Source organism: Reyranella sp. (genome assembly GCF_050185545.1).
In the GTDB taxonomy this organism is placed as follows: Bacteria; Pseudomonadota; Alphaproteobacteria; order Reyranellales; family Reyranellaceae; genus Reyranella.
In genome coordinates this window covers 1-16,521 of sequence record NZ_JBFWZI010000162.1, presented here as the reverse complement: position 1 = coordinate 16,521, position 16,521 = coordinate 1, and the positions used below count along the sequence as shown (strand labels likewise).

Sequence of the window (16,521 nt, the reverse complement as noted above, 5' to 3'; positions counted from 1 at the left end):
AGCTCTCGCCGCGAAGCGCTCATTCAGAGCTTGCCCGTGATGTAGCGCTGTATCGTCGGGCCGAGCAGCCGCACGATCTGTATCCGGTCCATGGCGACCACCGGAGGCACCTTCAGGATGTAGCGCGTGACCGCCAGCCCCATGATCTGCGTCGCCACGAGGCCGGCGCGAATCGGCAACTCCGCCGGCGGCACGACCTGGGCGAGCATCGGCACGACCTGCCCGCCGAAGATGGTGCGGACGGCGTTGGCGGAGTCCTGGTCAAGCACGCGTCGCTTGCACCGGACGAGATCGCCGAGACAATGGAGCATTGGCGGCGTTTCTACTTGAACACGCCTCATGGCAAGCCGATCGCCTTCAGTCGTGACTGGCAGGACTCGCCGGAGCTCGAAGGCGAAGATCACGATCACGGGCATCGACACGATGGATATCGCCACGACCATGGACATCACCATCCGGGCCACGGCGATGTTCCTCGACCTGTCGCGATAAGCCCACCCGCCAAAGTGGAGAAGTAGCGCGACGCGATCGGCGACGTCGGGACTGCACTGATCGGCGACGTCGGGACTGCATCTTTTGCCGGTGCAATCGTGCCTCCGTGAGATCACCACTTCGCTACTTGCAAAGGCCAGAAAGGGACTCCAATTCGGTAGCACACAATGGACGCACGCCGACCACAGCCGGAGGGCACGTCATGCGCCGAACTTCCAGTCTCGAGCGTCGGGAATTCCTGGCTGGCCTCGGCCGAGCAGGCCTGCTGTCGGCAGGCGGGTTGCTGTTGCCTGCCGGCATCGACTTCCCAACGAGGGCAAACGCCCAGGCCAGCGCGTCGTCCGTGGCGAATCACATCATTCGCATTGCGCCTGTTTCGCACGAAATTGCGCCCGGGAAGATCGTCAAGACCACCGCCTATAACGGCGTCATCCCGGGACCGGTCCTCCGGCTCAAGGAAGGCCAACCGGTCAGGATCAACGTCATCAACGACTCTGGCTACCCCAACCTGATCCACTGGCATGGGCTCTACCTGCCCTCCGTGCAGGACGGCTCGACGGAGGAAGGATCGCCCATCATCCCGCCAGGCCAATCGCTGACCTATGACTTCACGCCGCGGCCCGCCGGCACGCGCTGGTATCACAGCCACGCCATGGCCATGACGGATCTTTCCAGAAGCACCTATTCGGGTGAGTTCGGGTTCCTGATCGTGGAGCCTGCGGCGGGCAACGAGGGCCGCTACGATCGCGAGGTGCTGTTGGCCGCGCACCATTGGGACGGCACCTGGGTCAGCATGCAGGACATCCACAAGGGACCGCCGCCCGACAACGGCCTCGAGGTCATGTATCATGCAGCGACATTGGGCGAGCGCATGCTTGGTCATGGCGAGCCCTTGCGGGTCAGGCAGGGCGAGCGCGTGCTGTTCCGCCTCCTGAATGCCAGCGCCAGCATGGGCATATCGCTGGCGCTCAGCGGCCATCGGTTCCGGATCATCGCGCTCGACGGCAATCCGGTGCCGAGGCAGGCCACGGTCGATGTGCTGAAGCTCGATGCGGCCGAGCGCGCCGACGTAATCGTCGAGATGAACAATCCCGGCGTCTGGGTGTTCGCATCGACTGACGACGATGACCGCGCCATGGGCATGGGCATCGTCGTCGAGTACCAGAATCAGGGTGGCGAGCCGCAATGGATCAAGCCTTCCAGCACCGCCTGGAACTACGCCAACTTCGCGGCCGAGGACCCTGCGCGCCAGCCCGACGAGGCGATCAAGCTCAAGTTCGAGAAGATTGCCGGCGGCCGCGGCGGCTACAACCGATGGACCATCAACGGCAGGTCATGGCCCGAGACCAATCCGCTGTTCACGGTGCAACGGGGCAAGCGCTATCGCCTCGTGATGGACAACCACAGCGGCGACAGCCATCCCGTGCACTTGCACCGGCACTCGTTCGAGGTCACCAGGATCGGCGACAAGGTGCTGTCGGGCCTGATGAAGGACACGCTCAGCATGCCACGCTTCTCGCAGGCCGAGATCGACTTCGTCGCCGACGATCCCGGCCTCACCTTGTTCCATTGCCATCACCAGGATCACATGGATGAGGGATTTGCCGGCATCATCGCGTACTCCTGATTGCCCCGGCAGGGCCGTTGAAGGACTGCCTCCTGCAGCTAGTTTCTTGCGAGCATCAGCCGGGCGAGAGCTTTCGCAACCTGCTGCTGTTCGGCGGGCGCCAGCATTGCGACCAGCCGACGCTCGGTCTGCGCATGATCGCGCATGGCCGGCTCGACTACGCGGCGCCCCTGCGCCGTCAACTCGACGATGACACCACAGCCGTCCATCTCGTCCGCCATTCGCCTGATGTGCCCGGCCTTCCCCCCGTCGTACGGAGCCTTATCGGAGGTTGCCCGCGTGGCCGAGCGATTAACGGCCGGGCTGCGGCCATACGGTCAGGCCATGAGGTTCGCGACCCACCTTCACCTTGTGGAGAACCCCAGCGCCAGCAAGCCGAGCGCCATGGCCACCCGGCGCATGGTCCGCATCGTCAAGTCTCCTGCTCCCATTGTCGTTGGTCCCCCCTCGAGACTATAGTTGAACGTGGATGGCGACTCTCGTCGCCCGAGCGGGCCGAGGTTTCTCTAGCCGCCACGCTGCTGATGCCGCGCCGCCAGCGCAAACAGCGGCAGGGAGGCAAGCTGGGCGGCTGCGGCGACGGCGACCAGCGCAACATGCGACTGATCGTAGAGCAGCCCCATGGCAACGCTGCCGACCAGCCAACCGACGCCGTAACCCGCATAGAACAACCCGAAAGCCAGATTGCGCTTGCCCTCCGGCAGCAACCCGGCGATGACCGCCTTGAGCAAGGTGTCCTGGGTGGCATAGCCGATTCCCAGGAACGCCATGCCCACCAGGACGACCGGCAGACTGCCGAGCACCACCAGAGGCGAGAGCAGCGAGGACAGAGCGACCGCCGAGAGCAGAGTGGGCAACGCCGCCCGGTCGTAGAGCTTGCCGAGAACCAGGCCGGCAAGGACGCTGCATCCCGTGGCGAGCGCAAGGAGAACCGGAATCCAGGCGTCCGCCATCAACTTCGCCTGGCTGAGGTGGTACGCGACGAGCTCGTAGCTCAGCAGGCCGACGGCGAAGCAGCTGGCTGCCGCCATGTACAAGTAGTAGGCGACACCCAGGCTGCGCGCCGGAGCCGTCCGTCCCTCCTCCAGCCGGGAAGGCAAGGGAAAGTTGACGCGCGCGACGACCACGAACCCGAGCGCGAGCGCGCTCGAGATCAGCAGAAGCGCATATCCGGCGCGATAATCGCCCCCCAGGAGGAGGACCAGCGCGACGATCAGGGGGCCCAGGGTGGCGCCCGTTTCGTCGAGGGCCGTGTTCACGGCATAGACCCATCCGCGCCCGTGCTTGCCCGTCGTGTAGGAGAGCATGGCCTCGACGGTAGGCTTGCGGATGGCTCGGCCGATGCGCTCCGCGAACACCAGCAGGGCGGCCATCTGCCAATTGCCGACGAGGGCCATCGCCGGCACCGCCAGCAGGTTGATGGCGTAGCCCGCAAAGGTGATCAGCCAGTATCGTCCGGTCTTGTCCGTCACGTAGCCGGAGACGGAGCGCACGACGTAGCCCAGGAACTCACCCGCGCCGGCCGTGATGCTGATGACGGCGGCGCTGGCGCCCAGCGTCGCCATGTACTGGCCGTTCATGGCCGCACCGCCTTCGTAGGTCATGTCGCTGAACAGATTGACCACCCCCATGATCAACACGAAGGTGAAGGCCGGCGACGACGAGCCCACCGTCAGTCGAGCTCCCGGCATTGGCACCTCCTGTTCGGTCTGCCGCCCTGGGCCGGGTGTGAACCGGTCCAGCGGCCATGGCAAACATTGATTGAAGTCAATTGCCGACGCTTTGGGGTGCGGTACAGCAACCAGGCCGCTCGGCCGGCCGGTATCCTTTGGAATGTCCTGTCGATCTTTCGATCCAGCCGCCCTGAAACGCGAGTTTCCGGGCCTGGCCGACTCTGGTCTCCACTACCTCGACAACGCAGCGACGGCACAGATGCCGGAGACCGTCCTGCAGGCCCTCTATCGCTTCGAGATCGAGGCGCGTGCCAACGTGCACGAAGGCGCGCATCGTCGGGCCCGCGCGGCAACCGTGGCCTTGACCGAAGCGAGGAGCCAGGTTGCCCGCTTCCTCAATGCTCATGGGCCGGACGAGGTTGTATTCACTTATGGGACCACGTCGTCCCTCAATCTGCTGGCTCGTACTTTCGGGGCCTCCCTGGATCCAGGGGACGAAATCCTGCTGTCCGTCCTCGAGCACCACAGCAACCTCGTTCCGTGGCAACGGCTGGCCTCCGCGCGCGGCCTCGTCCTGCGCTTCCTCCCGATGACCCCTGACGGCCGGATCGACATGGGCCGGTTGACTTCGGAGCTGACCCCGCGCTGTCGCCTCGTTGCGATGACCCATTGCTCCAATGTCACGGGTGCGATTACCGATGTCGCCCCTCTGGTCGCGGCCGCGCGCGTCGTGGGTGCCAAGGTTCTGTTGGACGGCGCACAACGTGCACCGCATGGGCCGCTCGACATGCGCGCGCTCGGCGTCGACTTCTATGCGTTCTCGGGCCACAAGACCTACGGTCCAACCGGAATCGGCGTGCTCTGGGGCCGGCGAGAGTTGCTCGAGGCATTGCCGCCATTTCTGACCGGCGGACAGATGATCGAGGAGGTCACGCTCACCAGCGCCACGTTCCGGCCGCCGCCGCGACGCTTCGAGGCGGGCACGCCGCCGATTGCCGGCGCAATTGGCCTTGGGACCGCACTGGGCTGGATGCAGTCCCTCGACTGGCGGGCAATTCGCAAGCACGAGGTGCATCTGACGCGCCGCCTGCTTGACGGATTGGCGTCGATCAAAGGCGCCAGGGTGCTGGGGCCCATGGATACGGAGGATCGACGCGGGGTCGTCACATTCTGCGTCGACGCGATTGCTCCCACGGACGTCTGCCGCCATCTCGACGGTCACGGTGTGGCGTTGCGCGGCGGTCACCACTGTGCCCAACCGCTGGTTCGCGCTTTCGGCGTCGAAGGCGCGGCCCGCGCCAGCTTGGGCCCATACAGTCTCGACGGCGACGTCGACGCATTGCTCAACGGGCTCGAGGAGCTGGTGCAAGGCAGGCGTGGCCCGAAAGCCCGCGACGGTAAAGGAGTGCCGCGGTGACGGTCGAAACTCGAGATACTTCCATAAGAAATCGCTGGTTGTCGTCCCTGGCGTGACTCACCTCTTTCCGGAAAGGGGCGCACCGGAATCTGTCATCGAAGATGCCTGCCGCTGGTTCGCTCAGCATCTGCGGAACGCGCAGGCCAGGCGTTGACATGAATCAAGGAGGATAACCCGCACCTCGCGTAACCAGCTGCCCAAAGGGAAAGCGGTGCCAAAGAGATGGGCGAGATTTCGGCACACTTCGATATCCAGCACATTCGGTATCTGGGCTCGAATGGGAAAGTGATCGGGCCGCTGCCGGACTTCGCCAGGAACGTCGATGAGCTGACGGGGCTGTATCGCGCACTGGTTCGGGCCCGCACGTTCGACGCCAAGGCAGTGGCCCTCCAGCGCACCGGGCGTCTCGGAACCTATGCGTCATCTCTCGGCCAGGAGGCTGTTTCGATCGGCGTCGCGAGCGCCATGCGGGCCGACGACGTGCTGGTGCCGAGTTTCCGCGAACAGGGGGCGCAGCTCATGCGCGGCGTCACTCCCCTGGAACTGTTGCTCTACTGGGGCGGCGACGAGCGGGGGAGTGCCTTCTCGGGTCCAAAGGAGGACTTTCCGGTCTCCGTACCCGTGGGAAGTCACGCACCACATGCGGCGGGCGTGGCCCTCGCTCTGAAGCTGCGCCGCGAGCCGCGCGCCGCGGTGTGCATCTTCGGCGACGGTGCGACTTCGAAGGGTGACGTCGCCGAGGCCGTCAACATCGCGGGCGTCTGGCAGCTACCCCTGTTGTTCGTGGTCGTCAACAATCAGTGGGCGATCTCCACTCCTCGCGAGCGGCAGACCGCCGCGGTCACACTTGCACAGAAGGCCATTGCCGGTGGCATTCCGGGCGAGCAGGTCGATGGAAACGACGTCATTGCCGTCCGATCGGTCACCAGTGCCGCGCTCGAGCGTGCTCGCCGCGGCGATGGCCCTTCCCTGATCGAGGCACTGACCTATCGTCTCGCGGACCACACCACTGCCGACAATGCGAGCCGCTACCGCGACGATCGGATGGTGGCCGAACGTTGGCAGGAGGAGCCGCTCGTCCGGCTGCGACGGTATCTGACGGATGGCGGTCATTGGACCAAGAAGGGCGAGGAGCAGCTCCTTCGACAGACGGCAGCGGAATTGGATGTGGCGGTTGCCGAATACCTGGCAACTGGGCCGCAAAGGCCCGAATCGATATTCGAATACACGTACGCCAGCATGCCGACGGACCTGGTTGCGCAGCGTGACGCAATGCTCTCGTTGCAGTCGTCGCGCCCTGAAAAGGTGTCCGAAGGGCAGCCGTCATGACCGCAACCAGCCTGGTCAAGGCCGTCACCCTCGCGCTTGCCCGCGCGATGCAGGAGAATGACAAGGTGCTCGTGCTCGGCGAGGACGTTGGCGTCGATGGTGGCGTCTTCCGGGCTACCGACGGCCTGTTGCAGCGCTTCGGCGCGGAACGAGTGTTCGACACGCCGCTCGCGGAGGCGGCCATTGCCGGTATTGCCGTCGGCCTGGCAGCACAGGGATTCCGGCCGGTGGCGGAGATCCAGTTCACCGGGTTCATCTATCCCGCCATAGACCAGCTGGCGAATCATGCCTCGCGGATGCGTACACGAACCCGCGGCCGCCTGACCTGCCCGATGGTCGTGCGCTCTCCAGCCGGAGGCGGGATCCGCGCCCCTGAGCACCATTCCGAGAGCCCCGAGGCGATGCTGGCGCACATTCCCGGCCTTCGCGTGGTGATACCCTCATCACCCAGACGGGCCTATCGGCTTCTGCTGGCTGCGATACGAAATCCAGACCCCGTCGTTTTCCTCGAGCCGACCCGGCTCTACCGGGCTGCGGTCGAGGATATGGAGGATGACGGCCTCGACCTGCCGCTCGATCGCTGTTTCGTCGACCGCGAGGGAACGGACGTCACGCTGGTCGCCTGGGGCGCAATGGTCAGGGAAGCGCTCGAAGCAGCAAGCGCGCTTGCCCCGGACGGCATCGATGCGGAGGTCATCGATGTCGCAACGATCAAACCGCTCGATGCCGAGACGATACTAACCTCGGTTCGGAAAACGGGTCGCTGCGTGATCATTCATGAAGCGCCACTCACAGGGGGATTCGGCGGCGAGATAGCGGCCCGAATCGCGGATGGTGCGCTTCTGTCACTGCTCGCCCCAATCGCCCGCGTTACCGGTTACGACACGGTCATCCCGCTGCCTCGGCTCGAACAGCACTACTTTCCCACTGCGGTGCGCATTGCCGCGGCCGTCCGCAAAGCCATGACATTCTCATGAGCCTCTTCGCGCTTCCCGACCTGGGTGAGGGCCTGCAGGAAGCCGAGATCGTTGCGTGGCATGTCGCGGAAGGAGACCGCGTCGTTGCCGAACAGCCGTTGCTGTCCGTGGAAACGGAAAAGGCTGTCGTCGAGATCCCGTCCCCTCGAGCCGGCCGGATCGTTCGATTGCTGGCCCGGTCCGGCGATCGGGTCAGGGTGGGAAGCCCAATCGTGGCGTTCGACGAGGCGCCGCATGCCGACACCGGGGCGATCGTCGGCGACCTCGGGCCGCAGGCGTCCCGAACAGCGACATCGAGCGCGGCGCCCGTGATGGCAGCGCCAACCGTGCGAGCGATGGCCAGGGAGCTGGGCGTCGACATTGCCCAGGTTGCCGGCAGCGGACCTGGCGGCGCCGTCACACGCGCCGATGTGGCACGAGTATTCGAAGCCAAGGCCGGGGCATCGCTCGGCGGGGAATTGAAGGGAGTACGGCGTTCGATGGCGCTCAATATGGCCCGTGCCCACGCCGAAGTCGTGCCGGCGACGGTCTGGGACGAGGCCGACATCCAGCCCTGGTGGTCACGCGAGGCGGATGTCACGGGCCGGCTCGTGCGCGCGATTGCCGTCGCCTGCGGCGCCGTTCCAGCCCTCAATGCCTGGTTCAATGGAGCGACGATGATCTGCCGGCAGAAACCCCAGGTCGATCTCGGCATCGCCGTCGACACCGAGGAAGGGCTCGTGGTGCCGGTATTGCGTGACGTCGGCAATCGCGACGCCGCCGTGGTTCGCCGCGAGCGGAACAGGCTCGCGCAAGCGGCTCGCAATCGCACGATCACCTTGGCGGATATGCGCCATCCGACAATCACGCTGTCCAACTTCGGCATGCTGGCCGGCAGGCAGGCGGCACTCGTCGTCATGCCGCCACAGGTGGCGATTGTCGGCGCGGGCCGCATCTTCGAGCAGCTGGTTGGGGATGCTACGGGGTCGGCGTTCCATCACATGTTGCCGCTCTCGATCACGTTCGACCACCGCGCAGTTACCGGCGGCGAAGCAGCTCGATTCCTCGGGGCAATGATCAAGGATCTGCAGCAGCCGAAGTAGGAGATCGGAATTGGAAGAGGTATTTCGCTTCGCCGACGACATCGGACCACTGCAGATCGTCCATATCCATCGACCGTCGATCGGCCTGAAGGCCGTGGTCGTTGTCGACAATGTCGCCGGCGGGCCAGCGATCGGCGGTGTCCGCATGGCGCCGGACGTCAGCACCGAGGAAGCATTCCGGCTCGCCCGCGCCATGACGCTCAAGAATGCGGCCGCGGGATTGCCGCATGGCGGCGGCAAGTCGGTCATCTACGGCGATCCGACGATGCCGCTCGACGAGAAGGAGGGGCTCATCCGCGGATTTGCTGCGGCGATCCGAAACCTGAATGACTACATACCCGGCCCCGACATGGGCACCGATGAGCTCTGCATGGGATGGATCGCAGACGAAACGGGCCGCGCAGTCGGCCTGCCCAGGGAGATTGGTGGCATTCCCCTCGATGAAATGGGCGCAACGGGTTTTGGCCTGGTGGCGGCGATCGACGTCGCGGCCGGCCGGATCGGCCTCGATCTCCCCGGCGCGCGCGTCGCGATCCAGGGCTTTGGCGCCGTCGGCCGGCACGCAGCCCGTTTCCTGCAAGAAAAGGGCTCCATACTGGTGGCGGCCAGCGACTCTCGAGGAACGATCGCGGCACCACAGGGGCTCGACGTTGCCGACCTTGTCGCGCACAAGTCGGCGGGCCGACCATTGACTGCCTATCCGGTCGGGCGCGCCCTCGACAAGGATGCGATCGTCGATGTCGCTTGCGACATCTGGATTCCGGCGGCGCGGCCGGACGTGATCACGGCTGCGAACGCCGACAGGCTCGAAACCCGGATCGTGGCCCAGGGCGCCAATATCCCCTGTACGGCAGAGGCAGAAGAGGCATTGGCTGCGCGCGGCGTGCTCGTCTTGCCCGACTTCATTGCCAACGCCGGTGGCGTCATCTGTGCCGCTGTCGAGTATCGGCACGGCACGCAGGCCCAGGCATTCGCCGCGATCGACGAGCGGATCCGCATGAACACGAGAGTCGTGCTCGAGGAAGCGGCCCGGACGAACACGACGCCACGCAACGCCGCCGTCTCGCTCGCCAAGGCACGCGTGCACCGAGCAGGGCAAACACGCCGTTGGAGATAGAGGAGGTACGACGATCGGACCAATGCGGATCTTCCTGTGCGGGGATGTGATGCTGGGCCGCGGCATCGACCAGGCCCTGCCACATCCCTGCGCGCCCGAAATCCACGAAATGCACATGAACTCGGCGCTCGGCTACCTCCGCCTGGCAGAGCGCGCGCACGGATCGATCGGCGCGCCACTCGAGCCGTCCCAGGTGTGGGGAGCCGCACTCGAGGAGTTCGGTCGCATGCGACCCGAGGCTCGGATTGTCAACCTTGAGACCAGCATCACACGCTGCGAGGACTTCCAGCCCAAGGGTATCAACTACCGCATGAGCCCCGAGAACGCCCAATGCCTTGCCAGCGCGGGAGTCGACTGCTGCGCTCTCGCCAACAATCACGTGCTGGACTGGGGCCGGGCTGGACTGATCGACACGCTCGAGGCATTGGACGGGCTGGGCATTCGCCATAGCGGGGCCGGCCGCGACGCGGCGGCTGCAGCGCTTCCGGCCGTGGTCGATTGCACTTGCGGAATCCGCGTCCTGGTCTTCTCGGTGGCCTGTCTCGATGCCGGCATACCGCCCGACTGGGCCGCCACCCCGGCGATGCCCGGCGTCAATCTCCTGCCCGACCTGTCACGGGCAGCAGTCGCATCGCTCGGCGACCTGATCGGCCGATACAGGCGACAAGGTGATGTCGTGATCCTTTCAATCCACTGGGGATCCAATTGGGGCTACACAATCACCGACACCCAACGGCAATTCGCCCACGATGCGATCGATCGGGCCGGTGTTTCCATAGTGCACGGCCACTCCTCGCATCATGCGCGAGCGATCGAGGTCCATGCCGGCCGCCTCATCCTCTATGGGTGCGGTGATTTCATCAACGACTACGAAGGAATCTCGGGATACGAGGAATATCGAGGCGATCTGTCGGTCATGTACTTTCCGGAAGTCGACCCGACCACCGGAACGCTCGTCGGGCTCGACCTGGTCCCGCTGCAGGTTCGGAGATTCAGACTTGAGCATCCATGTCCCGACGATGTCGCGTGGCTGGCGAAGTCTCTCGGTCGGCAAAGCCGCGACTTCGGTGCGCGCGTCACTGCAGATGCTCAGCGACTTCGGGTCGCCTGGTGATCGCGGCCCATGGGGCCAGCCAGTTCTGCGCAGGCGCCGAGGTCCAGGCCGGGTCGCCGGAAAATATTCACGTCGAGGTGCCGAGGTCGAGAATGAACAACCTCTTGCCGATGGATCCAATCCTGACCGCTTTCAACCAGGCACAGTTCGAGTTCGGCGATCTGTGTCGTCGCTTTCAGGGTTACGCCTTCGAGGCATTGGGCCTGGGTCCGAACGAAAGTTCTTATCGGATTGCGGCCTCTGGTACGTTTTGGCGCCTTCGTGACTACGGCGGCCAGACGGGAGGGCCATCCGTCCTGATCATAGCCGCGCCGATCAAGCGTCCTTACATCTGGGACCTGTGCCCATCGGTGAGTGTGATCCGCTTGTGCATGCAACACGGCGTACGCGTGCATCTTCTCGACTGGCTGCCGGCCACTCCGGCGACCGGCAACAACGGTCTCCGCGAACACATGGATGCCATCCGCCGCTGCGTGGGGGAAATCGCCGACGAGATCGGGAACGCCAAACCCTATTTGTTCGGTCATTCCCTGGGCGGCACGTTGGCTGCCATGTTTGGTGCACTTGCCTCGGATGCCATTCGGGGCATTGCGCTCCTGGGCGCACCGCTTTGCTTCAAGCCGGCGGCCAGCCGCTTCCGGGATTCGCTCGTCTCGCTGGTGCCGTCAGGCCTTCCAGATGCAATACCCTGCCCCGGCTCGCTCCTTTCCAGCGTGAGCGCCTTGGCGTCTCCCGAGACATTCATATGGTCGAGATTCGCCGACGCCGCGTTCAGTCTTGCCGACGGCCACGGGCTGGAAATTCATGGTCGGGTCGAGCGTTGGGCTCTCGACGAGGCGCCCCTTCCGGGAAGACTGGCCCATCAACTCGTCGACTGGCTCTATCGCGAAGACCGCTTCTGCCGGGGCGTGCTGGCGATCGGTGGCAGGTCGCTCGGTCCCCAAAGCGTGGCGGCGCCCATGCTTGCAATCGTGAACACCGCTGACGACGTCGCGCCTCGTGGTTCTATCGAGCCGTTCGTCGAGGCAATGGGTACGAGCGACGCGCGCATCGTGGAGTATCCCGGCGAAACCGGTGTGAGTTTGCAGCATCTCGGCCTCCTGATAGGACAAGCGGCGCGCGCGCAGGTTTGGCCGAAAATCCTCTCCTGGATGAGCGCTAGAGCCTAGTTCGCTCCCACCGCTCCCGCAGGAGCCGCAAATGCTGCTCGAGCAGCGCCTGGGTCCTTTCGAGGGTCTCGAGAAGGAGCGCGGTACGCTGCTCGGTTTGTTCCCCGAGCGGAAGGCCCGCAACCAGAATGCGCTGTCTCTCGAGGCGCTGGCGGCCGTCTACGACTCGTCGTTCGCCGTTCTCGAGGTGCTCGCGGCTGAGGCCCATGTTCGCTTCTTCTGTTGCCAGCAGGCGAAGCAGATTGTCCCGTTCGAGCGGATTGAAGGTATTGTACAACTTCGAGAGGTAGATCTCGACGTTGCCCTCGGTCACGAAGACGTTCAGAGGCGTCATCGACTGCTCCCCTCCAGAGAACCGCAAAACTATAGAGACGCCGGCCCTTTCCCGACAAGCGGCAAACCTTCCGTTACAGACGACCTGAAAAGGCTCGCGGGCCGCCAGCCCTCCCCCGTCATTGGGCCCCAAAAGGGGGCAGCGGCCCGCGACGGGCGCCATGGAACGGGGAGGCAGCGCCTTGCTCGGCACCTCGCCGCACTCGCCTTCATCTTCCATACGCAGGGCCATGACCGCCTGACGCCGCGGAAGCTGACGTTGGCCTTCGTGGTGCTGGTCGCCCTCGCATTCGTTCCCGGCGGCGAGTTCGGCGAGCTCAACGCCACCGGCGTCGCCCTGGCCGTATTGGCTTCCCTGGCGGTGTCGTGATCCTGCTTGGCGCCCGCGCGCAGCGCGCCGGCGCCACCAGCACACAAGTGAACCTCGTCATGATTGCGGTGGCGACCCTGGTCTGTAGCGCTGCCACGACCGCAGGCGGCGTCTGGTCGCTGCCCGCTGGAATGGTTGGCTGGCTCGGCCTTGCCGGCGCGGGCAGTGGCGTAACGATCGGACTGGTAGCCTTCTTCGCCGCGTTCCGATTCACCGGCCCAGTGCGCGCAACCGTGCTCAGCAATGTCGAACCCCTGTTCGGAGTTCTCTTTGCCGTCGCCGTGCTGGGTGAGAGGCTCAGCGGCCTGCAGTGGACCAGTGTCGGACTGGCCGTCGCGGCACTGCTTTTCGAGGCGTCGCCATTGCGGCGCGTCGGGGTGTCGTAGGACGGGTTGATGAGGCCATTTCGAACAGGACGGTGTCGCAGCGTCAATCTCGCGCGCTCTTCGCTCCGCTACCTGCCCTGGGCGGTTTTCGACTCTGGATCGTTGTCATGAGCGCGGACACAGCCGCGCACGATCGGGGCGCAGACGCTCTCCCTGCCAGCCTGGTCATCGTTGTCGCCGGTATAGTTCAGCTCGGCGACCTTGCCATCGACGACGCGCATGATGGCATGGCAGTAGGAGCCGGTACCCGAGACCTTGAAGCCGCCACCGATGATCGGAATGTTGACTTGTATGCCACCGATGTTCTCGTTGGTACGCTCGTAGGAGAAAATCTCCGTGCGCCGGTCGAGGCGCTTGGTGCGGGTAGGAATGCCGGCGCAGGATTGAACTGCATCGGCGTTCATGCCGACGATGGTGCGGCGTCCTTCCTTCGCCACTTGATGGCCGGGTATCCCGCAGGCGCCGACGAGTAGGACGACGAGCAAAACCGGTACGCTGCGCGTCATGGGATCTCCTTCATAGCGAGTGCTGCCCGACTTGCGGACCCGCTCGGGCAGCCGGCAGCCACGCCTCATGTCGATTGCAACCTCAAAATCTCAAGTGCCAGGATCGCGAAACCAACAAAGCCGTCACACGATTCCCTTTCGATCGCCGTCCTCGAGCTGTGCAGCTGTGCAATGGTCGTGATGACTGCTCTCACGCACGCTCGTAAGACCGCACGGTTGCGTGCCTTTGCACGCAGCCACCGCGCATGTACGAGCTAGGACCTCTCTGCCAAGCCAGCTGACACCACCCCGTTTTCGGAATCCGCAGCACAGCCGAGCGCACCCGATTGACGCTGCCAAGGATCGCGGCCAGGCTTATTCTGCAAGGCGGCCCACCGAAGCCTGGTCCCTGACATCGGCGACGGCGTCAACATCGCTGCCTTCAGGAGATCTACTCGATCGGTCCTGGGAGGAACACATGCAACGCTGCAAGTTCTTGCGTCGATGGTTCCCTTCTCCAGCGCCGAATAGATGTCGCCGGCCGCCAGTTGCTGGGGGACCGCACCCAAACGGCTGACGACCTGGCCGGCAAGGCCGAAGATGCGGTATTTGAGCCCCTTGAGATCGTCGACCGACTTGATCTCCTTGCGGAACCACCCGCCCATCTGCGTGCCTGTGGCACCGCAGTTCAGGCCGTAGATGTTGTAGTCCTTGTAGAACTCGTTCATGAGTTCGCGCCCGCCTCCCCAGTTCATCCAGGCCGTACCGCCCCGCTCGTCGTCGGCGGAGCGGCAACTGCGGGTACGCTTGCCGCACCGGCCATCGCGCAGTCGATGCTGGCGCTCAAATGGCGTCTGGCTTCGAGCTTTCCCAAGTCGCTCGACATTCCCTACGGCGCTGGCGAAGTGCTGGCCAAGTACCTGGCGGAGGTGACCGACCAAAAATTCCAAATCCGCAGTTTCGCAGCGGGTGAGATCGTGCCCGCCTGCAGGTCGCGGATGCCGTTCAGAATGGCACCGTCGAACTTGGCCATACTGACGGCGGCTACTATGTCGGCAAGGATCCGACCTTCGCCTTCGACATCGCCCTTCCGTTCGGCATGATCACAAGCTAGCAGACGCCGCCGAATGGATCGGGCCCTACGACGACCAGAAACTCGGCTTCAACAAGGTGGCGTCGTTTTACCATTATCCCGGTTGGTTCGAGGGAGGCCCGACGCCCTCCCTCTACATCAACCTGGCGAAGTGGAACGAGTTGCCGAAAGCCTACAAGGCCGCGATCGAAGCAGGCTGTGCCCTCGCGCAATCATGGATGTTGTCCAGGTACGATGCCGACAACCCCAAGGCGCTGCGCGAACTCGTGGCAGCCGGCACAAAGCTCGCGCCGTTCCCGCAATCGGTAATGGAGGCGTGCTACGCTGCCTCCCTCGAACTGTGGGCGGAAATTTCAGAGAAGAATCCTCGATTCAAAAAGGTCTACGAAATCATGGCGCCAGTTCCGGAACGAGGAGATTCTGTGGTTCCGAGCCTGCGAGAACGCGTTCGACAACTTCATGGCGCGCATGTCGGCCGCCGGCAGCTCTGACGTATCGCGAACCTAGTGCAGTGTCCGCAAATTGGCTGGACAGAACTCTCTTGGAGTTGAGCGTTGTTTGCCAAGCACTCTGCTGTGCGCGGCATGCCCAGCCATTTGGCGGACACTACACTAGCCGTACCGCCGCGATGGTCGCGGCGGACGGCGATGGCGCGATCGCTCCGGTTCGGCAGCCAATGAGCGGTCAGTAGTCCCAGAAGGCCGGGACCCAACGAAAGGCGTTGCCGGCGACGCCCACCCGGCCGACGGACGGGAACGGCAGGTGGCAGGCCACCAGCGGCTCGCGGGTCGCCGCCAGCTCCTGCAAAAGACCGATCCTCACACGAGCGGCGTCCTCGGGGTCGTGTTCGAAGGCGTTGTACCAGTCGGGGTGGTCGAAACCGGCTGGCAGCACGGCATCGCCGAGGAACGTCAACCGGTCGCCTCCGGACGCCAGGCGGACCACGCTGTGCCCGACGGTGTGGCCGCCGGTACGACGGACGAGCACCCCTGGCGCCACCTCATACTCCGCCTCGAACAGCCGCAGCTGGCGGCCGTACTCGTTCAAGAACTTGGCGGCGGCCGATCGAGCCGCGTCCGGAAACCACACCGGCATGGAAGAGTTGCTGGAGAAATCGGGCGACGCCCAGAACTTGGCCTCGGCGGCAGCCGCGTGGATCGGTACATCCGGACGCAGCCGCTCCCTCACGCCGTCGACAAGCAGCCCGCCAACGTGGTCGAAGTGCATGTGGGTGAGCACCACGTCGGTCACGGACGCAAGATCGATGCCGGCGGCCGCCAATCGCTGGGCCCACCGCCCGGCCCGTTTGAAGTCCGGCTGCTGATCGCCGAGCCCCGAATCGATAAGTATGGTCCGGCCGCCGCTACGCACCACGACCACGTTCACCGGCCACACCATCTCGTCCGGCGGCAAGAACATGTCGTCCAGCCAGGTCGCCACCTCGGCCGGGTCGGCATTGGTGGCCAAGTTTGGGGTTTTCAGCGACAGCAGCCCGTCGCTGACCACCAGCACCTCAATCTCGCCGACCCGCAGCGCGTAGCGCGACGGCACCAACTCGTCGCGCCCCGGTCCACTGAGGTGTGAGGTGGCGCCCACGCTCATGCTTGTCATGATTGTCATGATTGTCTCCTGCTGATCTTCGGTTACTTCGCCGATAGCGAAAACAAGATCGCGCTCGCATCGAGCCACCGATACCGTGCCGCCTGATAGGTTCCGCTACCTAAGAAGCAGATGGACCTGCACTTTGAGGTAGGTTTACCGGCTCGCCGCTTGCAGACGGGTAGGTCATCCCCAAACTCGACCGGCCGGTGTCGGCTGTCTGACGCGCGGTGCTTGACCAGGCACCTATCCCAAGTG

Annotated in this window: 16 protein-coding genes and 2 pseudogenes; 12 read left to right on the top strand and 6 right to left on the bottom strand. The window is 64.7% G+C overall.

Going from position 1 to position 16,521, the window contains the following annotated elements; all coding sequences use genetic code 11:
• Positions 1–23 precede the first annotated feature (23 nt).
• Positions 24–341, bottom strand: coding sequence for a hypothetical protein (locus AB7O82_RS29680; protein WP_428620889.1), 318 nt, complete (start codon positions 339–341; stop codon positions 24–26).
• Between the two features lie 22 nt (positions 342–363).
• Here AB7O82_RS29680 and AB7O82_RS29675 point away from each other — a divergent pair, with 22 nt between their 5' ends.
• On the top strand, positions 364–492 hold the full coding sequence (locus AB7O82_RS29675; RefSeq protein WP_428620888.1) for a hypothetical protein: 129 nt from the start codon (positions 364–366) through the stop codon (positions 490–492).
• Positions 493–694: 202 nt separating this feature from the next.
• A complete protein-coding gene (locus tag AB7O82_RS29670) occupies positions 695–2,119 on the top strand; it encodes a multicopper oxidase family protein (protein WP_428620887.1) in 1,425 nt (474 codons plus the stop codon).
• A gap of 38 nt (positions 2,120–2,157) precedes the next feature.
• Here AB7O82_RS29670 and AB7O82_RS29665 read toward each other — a convergent pair whose 3' ends face one another.
• A complete protein-coding gene (locus AB7O82_RS29665) occupies positions 2,158–2,340 on the bottom strand; it encodes a hypothetical protein (protein WP_428620886.1) in 183 nt (60 codons plus the stop codon).
• Positions 2,341–2,625: 285 nt separating this feature from the next.
• On the bottom strand, positions 2,626–3,810 hold the full coding sequence (locus tag AB7O82_RS29660; protein ID WP_428620884.1) for an MFS transporter: 1,185 nt from the start codon (positions 3,808–3,810) through the stop codon (positions 2,626–2,628).
• Between the two features lie 142 nt (positions 3,811–3,952).
• Here AB7O82_RS29660 and AB7O82_RS29655 point away from each other — a divergent pair, with 142 nt between their 5' ends.
• The 9 genes from AB7O82_RS29655 (at position 3,953) to AB7O82_RS29615 (ending at position 13,086) form a co-directional block, all read left to right on the top strand.
• On the top strand, positions 3,953–5,209 hold the full coding sequence (locus tag AB7O82_RS29655; protein ID WP_428620891.1) for an aminotransferase class V-fold PLP-dependent enzyme: 1,257 nt from the start codon (positions 3,953–3,955) through the stop codon (positions 5,207–5,209).
• A gap of 222 nt (positions 5,210–5,431) precedes the next feature.
• Entirely contained in the window at positions 5,432–6,538 is a 1,107-nt protein-coding gene (gene pdhA / locus AB7O82_RS29650) for a pyruvate dehydrogenase (acetyl-transferring) E1 component subunit alpha (protein WP_428620882.1), read from the top strand.
• Positions 6,535–7,515 carry an alpha-ketoacid dehydrogenase subunit beta gene (locus tag AB7O82_RS29645; RefSeq protein ID WP_428620881.1) on the top strand — a complete coding sequence of 327 codons (981 nt, stop codon included), beginning with the start codon at positions 6,535–6,537 and terminating at the stop codon, positions 7,513–7,515. Before pdhA ends, AB7O82_RS29645 begins: the two co-directional genes overlap by 4 nt.
• Complete coding sequence (locus AB7O82_RS29640) at positions 7,512–8,597, top strand: dihydrolipoamide acetyltransferase family protein (RefSeq protein ID WP_428620880.1); 1,086 nt, start codon at positions 7,512–7,514, stop codon at positions 8,595–8,597. Before AB7O82_RS29645 ends, AB7O82_RS29640 begins: the two co-directional genes overlap by 4 nt.
• Before the next feature lie 94 nt (positions 8,598–8,691).
• Positions 8,692–9,714 carry a Glu/Leu/Phe/Val family dehydrogenase gene (locus tag AB7O82_RS29635; RefSeq protein ID WP_428551745.1) on the top strand — a complete coding sequence of 341 codons (1,023 nt, stop codon included), beginning with the start codon at positions 8,692–8,694 and terminating at the stop codon, positions 9,712–9,714.
• Positions 9,715–9,736: 22 nt separating this feature from the next.
• The gene (locus AB7O82_RS29630) at positions 9,737–10,828 is read left to right on the top strand and encodes a CapA family protein (protein WP_428551742.1); all 1,092 of its coding nucleotides are present in this window, start codon (positions 9,737–9,739) and stop codon (positions 10,826–10,828) included.
• A gap of 92 nt (positions 10,829–10,920) precedes the next feature.
• The gene (locus tag AB7O82_RS29625) at positions 10,921–11,997 is read left to right on the top strand and encodes an alpha/beta fold hydrolase (RefSeq protein WP_428620879.1); all 1,077 of its coding nucleotides are present in this window, start codon (positions 10,921–10,923) and stop codon (positions 11,995–11,997) included.
• A 31-nt stretch (positions 11,998–12,028) separates the two neighbouring features.
• The gene (locus tag AB7O82_RS29620) at positions 12,029–12,700 is read left to right on the top strand and encodes a hypothetical protein (RefSeq protein WP_428551737.1); all 672 of its coding nucleotides are present in this window, start codon (positions 12,029–12,031) and stop codon (positions 12,698–12,700) included.
• A complete protein-coding gene (locus tag AB7O82_RS29615) occupies positions 12,697–13,086 on the top strand; it encodes an EamA family transporter (RefSeq protein ID WP_428620878.1) in 390 nt (129 codons plus the stop codon). Before AB7O82_RS29620 ends, AB7O82_RS29615 begins: the two co-directional genes overlap by 4 nt.
• 68 nt (positions 13,087–13,154) lie before the next feature.
• Here AB7O82_RS29615 and AB7O82_RS29610 read toward each other — a convergent pair whose 3' ends face one another.
• Together AB7O82_RS29610 and AB7O82_RS29605 are read right to left on the bottom strand one after the other, a co-directional pair.
• Positions 13,155–13,592: a hypothetical protein gene (locus AB7O82_RS29610; RefSeq protein ID WP_428620877.1), complete on the bottom strand. Its 438-nt coding sequence runs from the start codon at positions 13,590–13,592 to the stop codon at positions 13,155–13,157.
• Positions 13,593–14,068: 476 nt separating this feature from the next.
• Positions 14,069–14,332 (bottom strand): annotated as a pseudogene (locus AB7O82_RS29605) (ABC transporter substrate-binding protein); the annotation flags it as partial.
• A gap of 60 nt (positions 14,333–14,392) precedes the next feature.
• Between AB7O82_RS29605 and AB7O82_RS29600 the strand changes: the two are divergent.
• Positions 14,393–15,171, top strand: a pseudogene (locus tag AB7O82_RS29600) (TRAP transporter substrate-binding protein).
• Between the two features lie 177 nt (positions 15,172–15,348).
• On the opposite strand, the gene AB7O82_RS29595 reads toward AB7O82_RS29600, so the two are convergent.
• Positions 15,349–16,284 carry an MBL fold metallo-hydrolase gene (locus AB7O82_RS29595; protein WP_428620876.1) on the bottom strand — a complete coding sequence of 312 codons (936 nt, stop codon included), beginning with the start codon at positions 16,282–16,284 and terminating at the stop codon, positions 15,349–15,351.
• Between the last annotated feature and the right edge of the window lie 237 nt (positions 16,285–16,521).